Below are 14,034 nucleotides of genomic sequence, written 5' to 3'. Positions count from 1 at the left end.
CCAGTACACCGCCGCGCTTCCGGTGACGCCGGGCATACAAAAACGAGCTGTCCGGTTAACTAATCGGACAGCTCGTCTAGGGTTTTCTCCAGGCTCGGAGCGAGACGCGTCAGGAAGTACTCGACTTCCGGCATGTTCAGCTCCGTGATGGACTGCTCGATCTGCTTCTTGGCAGTGCCGAACTCCCGGTTGCCCGCCGACAGCTCGGCGGTGCATTTGAGGTAGGCGTCAAGCAGATCGGCGGCTTTGACAATCCGTGCAAGCTCGGGATCCGCCGGACCGAGTATAAGCGGCTCGTAAGCATGCCGGAGCTCGTCCGGGATCATCTGGACGAGCTTGTCGGCCGCCAGCTGCTCCAGCTCGCGGAAATTCCGCAGAATGTGCGGGTTGTGATGCTTCACCGGCGTAGGAATATCGCCGGTGATGACTTCCGTCGCATCATGGAACAAAGCCATGGATACGACGCGGTCGGTCGGCCAGCTGCGGCCGAACACTTCGTTGCCGATGGTGCAGAGCACGTGGGTGAGAAGAGAGACGTGGAAGGAATGTTCGGCCACGTTCTCCCGCACGGTGCTCCGCATCAGGCTCCATCTTTCTATGTAGCGCATCCGGTACAAGTAGGCGAAAAAATGATGTTCCATCTTACGGCGTTCCTCCCTGAGGGCTCTTACTGTCTTGGGACGCCAGGATCCGGGGTTCCTGCCGCCAATAGATTTGGCCGGTGGACCGGTTGTAAGTCACTTCCCGCCCAAGCAGCCGCTGGAGATCGGCCAGGCCGATGACCAGCTCGCCGTGCTCCCGGCGCACGGGTTCGGACAGTTCGACGGCCGAGGCAGCGGATTTGAACCGGCGGCTGCCCACCGAACCCGACAAGACGCGCTCGTCCGAGCGGATCGTCACCGACTGCCCGTCGTCGGTAACGGTACCTCCGAGACGGTCGACGGCATCGGACAGACGCACGGAGTCGGACGTCCGGGGCTGGGCGACCGCCCGCCGTTTGAGCGTGGTATGCAGCCGTTCCGGCGTGATCCACGGGCTTCCCGCATTGATCCGCGGAATATGCATCCGGTCAACATCGCGGGTAGCCATCTGCGGAATGATCGTAAAGCCGTAGCGGAAGCCGGCTTTGCCGTACATCTCCGCGCCTTCGTCGGCGATGATGCCGTAAGGGTAGGCAACCGTATCGACGGGGAGCTCCTGCAGCGGAGACAGGTTAGATGCGCAGGCGGCGGCATCGTTGTAAATCCGGCTGCGGTACTGCTCGTCCGTTTCCTGGGCGCCGTTTACCGTTTCGTGCCCGACAAGGGCGGCTTCTCCGCTGTCCAGCTTCCGGTGGGAAGCGTTGGTATGGCATTGATTTTCGATAAAATTCGTCTCGTGCGACATCCGGGTCAGTTCTTCCTTGGACATGGACGGAATCAGGGTCGCTTTGGGATCCGCCAGCGTCTCGGTAATGATGAAGTTGACGGCGGGAATTTTCAGTTCCTTCAATGCGGGGTAGGCGTGCGAATACACGCTCTCGTATCCATCGTCGAAAGTGACGAGAACGGCATTATCCGGGACGCTCGCTCCCGCCAGGTACTGTTTGAACTCCTGCAGCGTAATAAAATGATAGCCTTTGGCAAGCAAATAGTTCATCTGATCGCGGAACAGCTTGCTTGTAATGGTGCTGGTGCTTGTGTCCTGGTCGTGGATGTGGTGGTACATCAGGACGGCTACCTGATCTCTGTACCACAGTTTGTACCGGTCCGCACCGGTCGGTATCAGCAGCGCGCTAAGCCCGAAAACGGCAAGCAGCAGCGCGCTCAGAAGTCTTTTGTACATGAATGGCCATGCTCCTTGTATCATATTTCCGTGGTAACAAGCGGCGTAAACGGTGTGTTATAATTAAAGCATAGTAAGAATAACGGTGACTACCACAGAAATCACGGTCTTACGGTTGTTCTGATGTTCTGATGTGACAAGAGGAGAGGAGAATAACACCATGCAGCATTTTCTACAAAGTGTATACGATTTGATTGTGGAAACATCCACTAACCTTCCGGCCGACGTCCGCCGGGCGATCCGCAATGCCCAGTCCCTGGAGGATAACGGTACTCGTGCGGCGCTTTCGTTAAGCACCATTGCGCAAAACATCGAAATGGCGGAAACGAACGTATCTCCGATTTGCCAGGATACGGGAATGCCTACGTTTATTATACACTGTCCGGTCGGAGCTGACCAAATCACGATGAAGCGTCAAATCCGTGAAGCCGTCGCTCAAGCGACCAAAGACAGCAAATTACGGACGAATTCGGTCGATTCCCTGACAGGCGCAAACACGGGCGACAACCTGGGTCCCGGCACCCCGGTCATTCATTTCGAGCAGTGGGAACGCGACGATATTGAAGTGAAGCTTATTTTGAAGGGCGGCGGCTGCGAGAACAAAAACATCCAGTACAGCCTTCCGGCGGAAATTCCCGGCCTGGGTAAAGCGGGACGCGACCTGGACGGAATCCGCAAATGCGTCATGCATTCCGTCTATCAGGCGCAGGGCCAAGGCTGCAGCGCGGGTGTGATCGGAGTCGGCATCGGCGGTGACCGCACGACCGGCTATGAGCTGGCCAAGCACCAGCTGTTCCGTTCTCTGGACGATGTGAATCCGATCGAAGATCTCCGCAAGCTGGAAGACTACGTGATGGAGAACGCCAACAAGCTGGGTATCGGCACGATGGGATTCGGCGGCCAGGTTACGCTGCTCGGCTGCAAGGTCGGCGTGATGAACCGTCTTCCCGCAAGCTTCTTCGTTTCGGTCGCGTATAACTGCTGGGCCTACCGCCGCCAAGGGGTTGTCCTGAACGCCCAAACCGGAGAAATCCAGGATTGGGTGTATGAGCGCGGTTCCGACCAGCCGATGAACGAGGCGGCTCAGGCAGTGGATGCGGCAGAAGCTTCGCAGCCCGAAGCCGTAGCTGCCGCCCCTGATGCCGACGCATCCGGCGAGGGTCGTGAGATTGTTCTGCAAACGCCGATCAGCGAAGAGCAGATCCGCCAGCTGAAAGTGGGCGACGTGGTCATCATCAACGGAATGATGCATACCGGACGCGATGCGCTCCATAAATATTTGATGGATCACGACTCTCCGGTCGATCTGAACGGTGCCGCCATTTACCACTGCGGACCTGTTATGAGCCAAGACCGCGAGGGCAACTGGAAAGTCAGAGCGGCTGGCCCTACGACGAGTATCCGCGAGGAGCCTTACCAAGGAGATATTATTAAAAAATTCGGCATCCGCGCCGTCATCGGCAAGGGCGGTATGGGACCCAAAACGCTGGCTGCCCTGAAGGAGCACGGCGGTGTATATCTGAACGCGATCGGGGGAGCCGCGCAATACTATGCGAGATGCTTCAAGGAAGTCGAAAGCGTGGACTTTCTGGAATTCGGGATTCCGGAAGCCATGTGGCATCTGCAGACCGAAGGCTTTGCGGCCATCGTGACGATGGATTCCCACGGAAACAGTCTCCATGCGGACGTAGAGAAAGATTCGCTGCAGAAGCTGGAACAGTTCAAGGAGCCCGTTTTCGCCTAAGCTTACCTATGCACGGGCGGTAGAGTGGTCGTTCGCGTGGACGGACAATAAGGCCGGTCGTTCGCGATAGATGGACAATAAAGGCAGGTCGTTCGTGAAAACGGGCCTTCGTGCCGATTGCATCCGGAGATAGAGCGATTTGTTCATGCGGATTTTAAAAAACTTCATAAACGGACTTATATCGCGGGTGGAAGCCTTATGCCCGCCGGGCCGGAGGCGGAAAGCCTCCGGTTTTTTTACATGCTTTTTAACGGCGCTCCCGCGCATTCCTTTACATAATCTTTACTTTTTTTACGTGCGGGGGAAGCGTACACTAAGGATTGATCTCCTGAAGAAAACCGTTAAGATGACCTCATGTTTGGAGTGAAGGTAAATTTATGCTCAAATTCAGAGCCCGTTTGACGCTGATCCTCATGCTGATGATCGGCATTTCCATGCTGATCGCCGGTATTTTTATGGCGAAGCTGCTGGAGGATTCACATATCAAGGAGCTGGAATCCAATCTGGTGCGCGAGCTCCGCGTGATCGAAATGACCGGCGACTGGAACAAGGCCGGGGATTCGGCTTTTCTTGTGCCGTATTATACGTCACAGACGAAGCGACTGAAGGAATTTACGGATGCGCGAGTGACGTATGTCCGGGAAGACGGCAAGGTGCTGGGAGATTCGGACGAAAATCCCGAAGAGATGGACAACCATGCGGGCCGTAGCGAGATTCAGCAGGCAGACCGGGACGGCGTCGGATACGCGATCCGGTACAGCGACACGCTTAAGCGCAATATGCTCTATGCGGCAATTCCGGTGCAGACGGCGGGCGGAGAGAAGTCCGGCTATCTTCGTATGGCCATGAGTCTCGAGCAGGTGGAGAATACGATCCGCCATTTATGGCTCTTCCTGCTGGTCGGTCTGGGCATCCTGTTCCTTATTGCGGGTGTAACCAGCTACCGGATTGCCAGTGGGCTGACCCGGCCGATCGAGAATATAACGAATGTGGCGAAACAGATTACAAACCGCAACTATAAAGCGCGTGTGGAAACGAAAAGTCTGGACGAAGTAGGCCAGTTGGGTCAGGCCATCAACCGGATGGCGGACAGTCTGCATATGCAGATGAATCGCATTCTGGAGAACGAAGGCCGTCTTAAAGGTGTCCTGGAGAATATGGGAAGCGGCATTCTGATGGTTGACCGCGATCAGCGGATCGTGCTCGTTAACCGTTCGGCCGAGGATATTCTCGGTTTTTCTTCCAATGAACTGTACGGAAAAAAGTACGACGAAGCGAAGCAGCAGTTCGAGCTGACACGGCTCATCCAGGAATGCATCGAAACGAACGAGCCTATCCGCGAGGAAATCATTTTCTACTATCCGTCGGAACGGATTCTGGAAATCAACCTGAGCCCCATCTCGCAGGCGGATGGCGAATGGTCGGGCGTGCTCGTCGTCCTGCACGATATTACGGCGATGCGCCGGCTTGAGCGGATGCGCAGTGAGTTTGTGGCGAACGTTTCCCATGAGCTGAAAACGCCGATTGCCGCCGTCAAAGGATTTTCGGAGACGTTGCTCGCCGGAGCGCTGGACGACAAGGAAACGGCGAGGTCGTTTCTGCAAATTATTTTCGACGAGAGCGAGCGGCTGAACCGGCTGGTCGGCGATATTCTGGAGCTGTCCAAAATCGAATCGAAGCGCATTCCTCTGCAATTGTCGCCGACTCATCTCCAAAGCATCATTCAAAAATCGCTTCATATGATGGAAGCGGAAGCGGACAAGAAGAAGATCGCGCTCAGCATGAATGTGGATGAAGCGCTGTTTCTGGAAGCGGATGAAGACCGGCTGAGGCAGATTCTGATCAATCTGATGGCGAACGGGATCAACTACACGCCGGAAGGCGGCCGGGTATCGGTTGCGGCCGAGCTCGCGGGATCGGGGACCGAAGGAGAGGACGAGCGGATCCGGATTTCCATTAAAGATACGGGGATCGGGATTCCGAAAAAGGATCTTCCGCGGATTTTCGAAAGATTTTACCGTGTGGATAAAGCGCGCTCCCGCAGTTCAGGCGGAACGGGGCTCGGTCTGTCGATTGTGAAGCATCTCGTTGAGATGCATCACGGAACGATCCGGGTCGAGAGCGAGGTCGGCTACGGGACGGAATTTATTATCGAGCTTCCGGTCATTCACCCGTAACGGCGGCTAGATTGTTGTGGTCGACCACCGTCATGTGACGCCGAGCACCGCGTACTGGGAGCTACGTGCGGTTTTTTGGACAAGTTTACACGGCGTTAATATTTTATTTACATTCGATTTACATTCCACTGCTATGATAAACTTAAGATAGTAGTATAAGACGTTCAAGCGTGGGGGACACGATGTCACAAAAAATTCTGGTTATCGAAGACGAGCCTACGTTAGCGAGGCTGCTCTCTTATAATTTGACTCAGGAAGGCTACGAAACGAAAGTCGTGGATCACGGGGGAGACGGCCTGCAGGCTGCTATGCAGCAGCCGTACGATCTGATCATTTTGGACATTATGCTTCCTGGGCTGAACGGGTTTGAGGTGCTGTCCAAACTGCGGCAAAAGGGCAATGCGACGCCTGTGGTGATTCTGACGGCCCGTAATGCCGAGGAAGAAGTCGTGCAGGGGCTGAAGCACGGCGCGGACGATTACATTACGAAGCCGTTCGGCGTCGCCGAGCTTCTGGCGCGGGTGGCGGCGGTTCTGCGCCGCACGCATGCGGACGAGCCCGGCGGCGACGGCAAGAAATCGACCGACAAGGTGATTGCGGTCGGCGATCTGCAAATTTTCCCCGAGAAGTACGAAGTCTATCTCGGGGAAGAATCTATCCCGCTGCGCCCGAAGGAGTTCGAGGTGCTGCTCTATCTCGTGCAGCGCCCCGGAGTCGTGATTACGCGGGATGACCTGATGAACATCGTCTGGGGCTTCGATTATATCGGAGGCCAGCGGACGGTGGATGTTCATGTAAGCTCGCTGCGCAAGAAGCTGGAGATGAACCAGCAGTCGGTTCAGATCGAATCCATCCGCGGCGTGGGGTACAAGCTCGTTGCCCATCAGGGCCGCAAGGTGTAAACGGGACCGGTGCGGCTGAGTGCCGCCGGTAACGAGATCGCGCCGTGCGAGCGAGGCGATGGGCACGGCCGATACGGAAAGCCCCGGGCTGTTGCCGGGGCTGTTCCGCACGGCGGCGCAGCAAAAAGAAAGGCAGGTCCCGATGCGGGCCTGCCTTTCTTCGGTTTGTCTGCGGCGCGCTGCACTTGACCGCTAATGCCGCGGTTCTGCCGGCCCGCGGATACGGCTGGTTGAAAGCGGCGGGTCCAGCCGAGTGTCGCAGCCGCAGAGCGCAGGAGAGCGCAGGAGAGCGTGGCATGAGGCAGCCCCGCTGCCGGGAGGCGTAGACGCGCGCGGGGCCGGCCGGTAAGTGCAGAGACGCAAGCTTGACTTGTGCGGTTCCGTTAGGTCGCCCGGCAAGCTCCCAAACGCCTGGGCTAGTACCAGCCGCACCAAGCGAGCTCTCGTTCTGCGTTGCTTCAGCATGACGGTGAGCAACCATGGCTTGCCCGCCTGAAAGCCCATATCCGCCTTACCGGTTCCACTCCAGCATCTTTTTACGGAACTCATGAGGCGAGCAGTGATTGATTTTCTTGAAGGTTTTGTAGAAGTGAGCCATGTTCGGCATGCCGATCTGTTCGCCGACCTGGGCGACGCTTATGTCCTGAGTCAGCAGGATTTTTTCGGCTTTTTTGATTTTTTTGAAATTCACGTAATCGAGGAAAGAAATGCCGAGTACTTTTTTGAAATATTTCACAAAATAGTAGTAGGAAATGTTGGCCGCTTTGCTTGCTTCATCCACGTAAACTTTGCCGTCGATATTCCGGTCGATGTACTCGAAAACCGGCTTCAGGCGGATCAGATCGGCGCTGTTGCCGTAATCGAGCAGGCGCTTCTCGTCGCTGCGGAGCAGAGAGAGCACGATCTGTTTCACCAGGATGGAGATGGCGATTTCATAACCGACTTTTTTGCCGGCGTACTCGGTGTAAATGTTGCGGATGCAAGCAAATACCTCGTCACGGATAGCGGTATTTTCCCGGAAAATATAATTCAGCTTGCTCAGCGCGGACTGGGTCTCCGAAAAATAGCGCAAATAAGCAATTCCGCTTTCGTCAAAGTAATGCTCCAGATCGAACTGGAACACATAATAGACGAGTGTGGTGTCTGCCGACGAACGGTCCCGGTGGAGCTCGGAGGAACCGATGAGGACGACGTCCCCGGCGCTCAGGCTTACTCTTTCATTTTCAAGGTAAACGTCGAGTTCCCCTTCCACAATGGCGAGCATTTCGACTTCCTTATGGTAATGCCACGGGCTCGTTTGCTCATCGTCACGACGGGCCTGAAAGACCCGCATGGACAAAAAAGGGTTTTCATAATTAATCTGTTCGTTATAGATTTCCACCAGCTCTGCCCCCGAATGACAAAATCGCATATAAGTATCGCCATATCTGTGATTTTATTTTGGCGAGGTATCTTCTATACTTTATTGTAGTACGATCGAGCAGGCAGGGGAAGCCGCTAAATTTTAGAACGCGCGTACATTTCGCCGCCATCCTGTCTGATTGTTAGTTACATACCCATGTTTACCCATTTGAAGGAGGAACTGCAATGTCACAAAAGTACCGGATCGGAATTATCGGATGCGGAGGGATTGCAAACGGCAAACACCTGCCGAGTCTGGCGAAACTGCCTAACGTTGAATTGGTCGCATTCTGCGATATTGTCATCGAACGGGCGGAAAAAGCCAAGGAACAATACGGTTCCGGCGATGCTTGCGTTTACCAAGATTACCGTGAACTGCTGAAAGATTCCTCCCTTGATATAGTTCATGTCTGCACACCGAACGATTCTCACGCGGACATTACCATCGATGCACTGGAAGCCGGCAAACACGTCATGTGTGAAAAGCCGATGGCTAAAACGTCCGTGGACGCCCGCCGCATGGTGGACGCCGCGAAGCGGACCGGCAAGAAACTGACGATCGGTTATAACAACCGTTTCCGTTCCGATTCCCAGTATTTGAAAAAGCTTTGCGAAGACGGCGAGCTTGGGGAAGTTTACTTCGCCAAAGCACACGCTATCCGCCGCCGGGCCGTTCCGACTTGGGGCGTATTCCTGGATGAAGAAAAGCAGGGCGGGGGCCCGCTCATCGATATCGGGACTCACGCGCTCGACCTTACGTTGTGGATGATGGACAACTACAAACCGAAGGTTGTGCTCGGCACTTCGTACCACAAGCTCTCTCACCGGGCAAACGCCGCGAATGCATGGGGACCTTGGGACCCGGCGAAGTTCACGGTGGAAGATTCCGCTTTCGGCATGATCACGATGGAAAACGGAGCGACCATCCTTCTCGAATCCAGCTGGGCGCTGAACACCCTTGAAGTCGACGAAGCGAAATGTACGCTGAGCGGAACCGAAGGCGGAGCCGACATGAAGGACGGCCTGCGCATTAACGGCGAGAAAAACAGCCGACTGTACACGCAGAACATCGAGCTTTCCAGCGGAGGCGTCGCTTTCTACGAGGGGGCGTCCGAGAATGCGCCCGACCTTGAGATGCGCATGTGGATCGACGCGATCGAAAACGACAAAGAGCCGGTGGTTACACCGGAACAGGCGCTTGTCGTATCGGAGATTCTCGAAGCCATCTACGAATCGGCGAAAACCGGCAAAGCGATTTACCTGAACGAAGAGAAGGAATAGCGGCCGGAGTCTGCTAAAACAAAGAAGTCCGCCTCGTTTACGGGGCGGATTTTTCTTAAACTGTCCAACAAAAATAAGCTCGTTTCCGTTAGCGGAGAACGGGCTTTTTTGCCGTCTGGAAGGAAGGATAGCAGAAGGCCGAATTTGTTAGGCCATCGGTTGAAGAAACTGATCACGGCGGGCTTGGTTGGCATGGAGACATGGAGACAGAAAGGCGCGGACATGCACAATGAAATCAGGGAGAGAGTTTTAACTAAGAGCCTGAAAAAACGGGGAGTTGAGTTCTAGGAGGACGTTTGTGAAGGATTTATTCTTCCTGCTCGTCGGCGGCTGCACCGTCTTCAAACGGTTCGCGATCTTCTTCGTAGTACATATAGTCGGCACCTCCTTCCGGAAATCTATTCTTACATACTAGTTTATGATCGTTTTCTGCAAATTATCACCATGTAAGCGGCAGGTAAAATAAAAAAAGGCGACTCTCTTACGGAATCGCCTTTCTTATCGCTATTTATAGGACTGGTATGGCCGAACGGCCGGACAAGAGCAGAGAAGGTTCAGCGCATACGCTGCTGACGATCGCCTTCCGTCTCGTCGGTGACATCTTTGGTGCGGGGCGCCCACAGAAACAAGAAGAGCAGGGAGAGCGCAACGACAATCGGAGGAGCATACATGATCATAACATGTTCCACGGCAGCATCATCCTTTCTTATCCCGGTTTCCTTGAACATAGCCCGCATCAAACAGGAACAGTCTCATCAGCAGAACAAGCGAAGGAATGAGGATCAGCAGGCCGGCGATAAAAGCAACAATAAGCGCCGTGCCCATGGCGGGATTGGTGAAATTTTCATGAATCGTGATGTACGGATACAGAATGTAAGGCAGATGGGAGGCTCCGTACCCGAAAAAGGCAAAGGCGAACTGAAGCAGGACGAAGGTGAAGCCGAGGCCCAGATATCTTTTTTTCCAGACGGCGTAGACGGCAATCAGGAAGCAAAGAAACGAGATGACGAACATCCAGGCGAGATCGAGCATTCTTGTAAAATGTTCGGGGTTGTGCCGGGAGATCGCGAAAAAGACGAGCACGCTGACCAGAATGGTCGGAACGCTCCAGAAAAGCGCATACCCGCGTACAATTTCGAAAGCGGCCGTGTCCTTCGCCTTATGCGCATAGTAGGCCAGGAACATGGCGGAGATGTACAGCACGCTGACGATAGCGAGCAGCACGACCGACCAGGTATAGACGCTGCCCAGGAGAGCGCTCCAGTCCAGCGTGATTTGGCCGGCGGTTTCCACGATCAGGCCGCCTTCCGAAATGGCCAGCACGGTCGATAAAGCGGCGGGGATCAGCAGTCCGGTGGCTCCGTAGATCAGCATGTACCAACGGTTGTCTTTGGACCCGTACGTGCTGAAGGCGTAGTAGGAACCACGCAAAGCGAGAAGAATGAGCGCCAGGGACCCGGGGACGAGCAGCGCCGTGCCGTAATAGCGGGCGGTTTCCGGAAAGAATCCGACTAAGCCGATGTAGAAAAAGACAAGAAACACGTTGGTAACTTCCCAGACGGGAGAAAGATAGCGCTCAATGATGCGGTGCGTACTATTTTTGCTGCCCGTAATGACGGAATAGTAGCTGAAAAAACCGGCTCCGAAGTCAATGGAAGCGACGATCAGGTAGCCGAACAGAAACACCCACAGAACGGTGATGCCGAGCAGTTCCAGATTCATTCCAGCGGCCCCCTTTTCTCGAAAACGCCGAATGCGATCAATTCATCCGCAACGTCGTTGTTTTTGAACAGTTTGGACAGCACTTTTATCGCGGTCAGCCCCAGGACGAGATACAGCAGACAGAACAGGAGCAGCATCTTGTCCACATGAGCCGACGTCGTGGCGGCTTCGGCCACTTTCATGTAGCCGCGGAGAATCCACGGCTGCCGGCCTACCTCGGCATAGAACCAGCCGAGCCAGATGCCGAGCATGGAGAGCGGTCCGCAGGCGACGATCACCCGGAGCAGCCAGCGCGGAGCCGGCTTCGAGGCGCGTTTGCTGCGGCTGAGCCACAGATAGAGAGCCGCGATCACGATGGTGAACATCCCAATGGTGACCATGCCGTCGAAGAAGTAGTGCACATAGAGCGGAGGCTCCAGCTCGTCGGGAATCTGATCCAGCCCTTTGACTTCAAAACCGGGATTGCTGCCGGCGAGAATGCTCAGGGCGTACGGGATTTTCAGCCCGTATTTGATTTCTCTGTCCTCTGTCAAAATTCCGCCGAACACCAGCGGAGCTTTGGTCTGCGTCTCGAAATGCCATTCGGCCGCGGCCAGCTTCTCGGGCTGATAAGCCGCGAGGAACTTGCCCGAGAGGTCGCCGATCGCGGCCGTTGCCAGCGCGAATACAAGTCCTGCGCTCATCGTAAGCTTGAGCGCCTTCTTGGCGTAAAGCCGGTCACCTTTGCGGCGCAGCAGCGAGAAGGCCGCTATGGCCGCAAGAATGAACGCGCACGTCATGTAAGCCGATGCGAGGACGTGGGAGACTTTCGTGGGCGTCGCCGGATTGAACATGGCCGCGATGGGGTCCACGTTCGTGATTTTGCCGTTTTCCAGCGTAAAACCCTGCGGCGTGTTCATAAACGCGTTCACGGTCGTAATGAAAAAGGCCGAGGCGGAAGACCCGATGGCGACCGGGATGAGCAGCATCAGATGCCGTTTCGGTTTGAACCGGTCCCAGGTATACAAATAAATGCCGAGAAAAATCGCTTCGACGAAGAACGCGAACGTCTCCAGAAATAGCGGCAGCGCGATAGCCTGTCCGGCGATTTCCATAAAGCTCGGCCACAGCAGGCTCAACTGGAGACCGATAGCCGTTCCGGTCACGACGCCGATGGCGACCGTGATGACAAAGCCGCGCGCCCAGCGGCGGGCCAGCAGTGTGTAGTACCGGTCGTTCTTGCGGATGCCCGTCCATTCGGCCAGAGCGATCATGACCGGCACGCCGACACCGATAGTGGCGAAAATAATGTGGAACGCGAGCGTGACTTCGGTGAGTATGCGGCTGTACAGCACAGGATCATAATGAAACATGATGGCACCAACTCCCCCTGGGATATTCTTGTTCTTTGTAAACGTGTAAGGTCATGCAAACAGCCTGCGCAGAAAGGAAAGCAGCATAACGGCGGCTACGACGAACATGAGAATCATCAGCCGTTTCTCCTGCCGTTTAAACGGGTTCATGCCTTCACCGCCCCGGAAATGAATTGTAAAACGAGACCCTGGATTACTTAAATCAAATCCTTCTAATTTATCTTACACACTTAGCTGTGATTATTTTCACAATATCTGTGAGTAAACGGTGAAGAAAGGTTGACGAAATGTTGACGGGTCACGAAAAAAAGAAGCTCCATCCGGAAGCACGGGAAACGTGCGACTGGACGGAGCCTTTACAGTGAATGGATCTTGTGCGGCCTTCGGTTAAAAGAGGCGCTTAAAGTGGAAATCCGGGAATAGGGAACTGACCGGCTCATATTACAAGGCTTATGCGAACCCGGAACAAAGTCTTGGAGGACGTGTACCAATCTGCCGTTCGAACCAGGAACAAACCGCAACCCGCAAAAAGCCGCGGCCCGGGACTAACTGTACCCCGCACCCCGCATATCCGCAAACCGCATCCCCTCAACAAGCCGGGCGGGGCAGCTAGTCCTGCTCTTTCTGGATTTTAGCGGGGTTGTTGATTTTGTAAGGCACGGGATAGCGGGTCAGCTTCTTGGCCACGATTTTGGCCTCGAACGTGATCGTATCGCCGACTTCGAGCTCCAGCTTCTTGATCGTCGCGCTGTGGCTGGACCAGGCGGTGCCGATATCCGTTTCCGGCTCCATAATGGTCACATTCTCGTAAATGATGACCTCATCGTCGTTATCGGAAAAATGATTGGGAACCGTCGTGAAATCCTGTACCGTAGCGGTCATCTTCACTTTTTCTTCCGGAAGCTGAAGCTTGGGCGCTTTTTCTTTCTTGGCCTTCGCCTTAGGCGCGTCGGCGGCTGCGTCAGTGGCAGCGGGCTTGTCCGGATCGGCCGGAGCGGTTTGCCCGGGCGCGGCCTCCGTCTGTGACGCCAGCGTCGACTCTGCGGCAGGCTGCTTCTGCGGGATGGCGGCAGACGTAGTCTCACCAGCCGCATCCGCCGGAACTTCACCTGCAGGCTCCGCATTCCCGGCAGTCTCGTCTCCTTCCGGAGCTTCGGCTTCGGTGCCGTTTTCGCTGGAGGACCACTGCCTCTGCCCGTAGTTCGCCGCCTGCATTTCCTTCAAATAGGAAGGATGGATGCAGTGCTGCTGCTTGTTGTCAAATTCTATGACAGCCGTCATTCTGTCGGTGTACCCGACGATGGTGCAGGGAACGTTCAAGCCGTTTCCCTTATAAAAAAAAGCTTTGGTCTTGGTTGCCTTACCGGATAGCAGGCCCCATTCCTTGCATTGTTCAATCTGCTCCGCCTCGTCTTCGAAGGCGTGGTAGATGCCGGGCTGAATCGTAAACGCGTATACCATCGCTTCTCCGCCTTTCTGTTTATCCCGTTTATTTTAACATTTTTCCGCCGTTATTTTCACCGGTTTCAGGGAATACGAGCACGAACGTCGAGCCGGCGCCTTCCCGGCTCCAGACGGAAATCGTACCGCCGTGGGCTTCGACGATCGACTTCGTGATCGACAGCCCGAGT

General features: G+C 55.2%; 11 protein-coding genes and 1 pseudogene. 4 read left to right on the top strand and 8 right to left on the bottom strand.

Annotated features, from left to right (window positions below):
• Positions 1 to 59: 59 nt before the first annotated feature.
• Together yfbR and AC58P5_RS11810 are read right to left on the bottom strand one after the other, a co-directional pair.
• Entirely contained in the window at positions 60 to 641 is a 582-nt protein-coding gene (gene yfbR, locus AC58P5_RS11815) for a 5'-deoxynucleotidase (RefSeq protein WP_103997708.1), read from the bottom strand.
• A gap of 1 nt (position 642) precedes the next feature.
• The gene (locus tag AC58P5_RS11810; RefSeq protein WP_497386626.1) at positions 643 to 1,824 is read right to left on the bottom strand and encodes a polysaccharide deacetylase family protein; all 1,182 of its coding nucleotides are present in this window, start codon (positions 1,822 to 1,824) and stop codon (positions 643 to 645) included.
• 160 nt (positions 1,825 to 1,984) lie between these two features.
• Between AC58P5_RS11810 and AC58P5_RS11805 the strand changes: the two genes are divergently transcribed.
• The 3 genes from AC58P5_RS11805 (at position 1,985) to AC58P5_RS11795 (ending at position 6,647) form a co-directional block, all read left to right on the top strand.
• Positions 1,985 to 3,568 (top strand): fumarate hydratase, encoded by a 1,584-nt coding sequence (locus AC58P5_RS11805; protein ID WP_497386624.1) that lies wholly within the window; start codon positions 1,985 to 1,987, stop codon positions 3,566 to 3,568.
• A 377-nt stretch (positions 3,569 to 3,945) separates the two neighbouring features.
• Positions 3,946 to 5,745, top strand: a complete 1,800-nt coding sequence (pnpS, locus tag AC58P5_RS11800) for a two-component system histidine kinase PnpS (RefSeq protein ID WP_497386622.1) — start codon at positions 3,946 to 3,948, stop codon at positions 5,743 to 5,745.
• Positions 5,746 to 5,927: 182 nt separating this feature from the next.
• Complete coding sequence (locus AC58P5_RS11795; RefSeq protein ID WP_497386620.1) at positions 5,928 to 6,647, top strand: response regulator transcription factor; 720 nt, start codon at positions 5,928 to 5,930, stop codon at positions 6,645 to 6,647.
• A gap of 511 nt (positions 6,648 to 7,158) precedes the next feature.
• On the opposite strand, the gene AC58P5_RS11790 is transcribed toward AC58P5_RS11795, so the two are convergent.
• Positions 7,159 to 8,028 (bottom strand): AraC family transcriptional regulator, encoded by an 870-nt coding sequence (locus tag AC58P5_RS11790; RefSeq protein WP_497386618.1) that lies wholly within the window; start codon positions 8,026 to 8,028, stop codon positions 7,159 to 7,161.
• A 206-nt stretch (positions 8,029 to 8,234) separates the two neighbouring features.
• Between AC58P5_RS11790 and AC58P5_RS11785 the strand changes: the two genes are divergently transcribed.
• Positions 8,235 to 9,329 (top strand): Gfo/Idh/MocA family protein, encoded by a 1,095-nt coding sequence (locus tag AC58P5_RS11785; protein ID WP_497386616.1) that lies wholly within the window; start codon positions 8,235 to 8,237, stop codon positions 9,327 to 9,329.
• Between the two features lie 554 nt (positions 9,330 to 9,883).
• On the opposite strand, the gene cydS is transcribed toward AC58P5_RS11785, so the two are convergent.
• The 5 genes and pseudogenes from cydS to AC58P5_RS11760 form a co-directional block, all read right to left on the bottom strand.
• Complete coding sequence (gene cydS / locus AC58P5_RS11780; RefSeq protein ID WP_497386614.1) at positions 9,884 to 10,018, bottom strand: cytochrome bd oxidase small subunit CydS family protein; 135 nt, start codon at positions 10,016 to 10,018, stop codon at positions 9,884 to 9,886.
• 7 nt (positions 10,019 to 10,025) lie between these two features.
• Positions 10,026 to 11,051, bottom strand: a complete 1,026-nt coding sequence (locus AC58P5_RS11775) for a cytochrome d ubiquinol oxidase subunit II (RefSeq protein ID WP_497386612.1) — start codon at positions 11,049 to 11,051, stop codon at positions 10,026 to 10,028.
• Complete coding sequence (locus tag AC58P5_RS11770; RefSeq protein ID WP_497386610.1) at positions 11,048 to 12,403, bottom strand: cytochrome ubiquinol oxidase subunit I; 1,356 nt, start codon at positions 12,401 to 12,403, stop codon at positions 11,048 to 11,050. The genes AC58P5_RS11775 and AC58P5_RS11770 overlap by 4 nt, the downstream gene beginning before the upstream one ends.
• 609 nt (positions 12,404 to 13,012) lie before the next feature.
• Positions 13,013 to 13,864 (bottom strand): hypothetical protein, encoded by an 852-nt coding sequence (locus tag AC58P5_RS11765; protein WP_497386608.1) that lies wholly within the window; start codon positions 13,862 to 13,864, stop codon positions 13,013 to 13,015.
• 28 nt (positions 13,865 to 13,892) lie between these two features.
• Positions 13,893 to 14,033: pseudogene (locus tag AC58P5_RS11760) on the bottom strand (ATP-binding protein); the annotation flags it as partial.
• Position 14,034 lies beyond the last annotated feature (1 nt).

The organism is Paenibacillus sp. JT31N7 (assembly GCF_059692095.1).
This window is presented reverse-complemented; position numbering and strand designations above follow the sequence as displayed.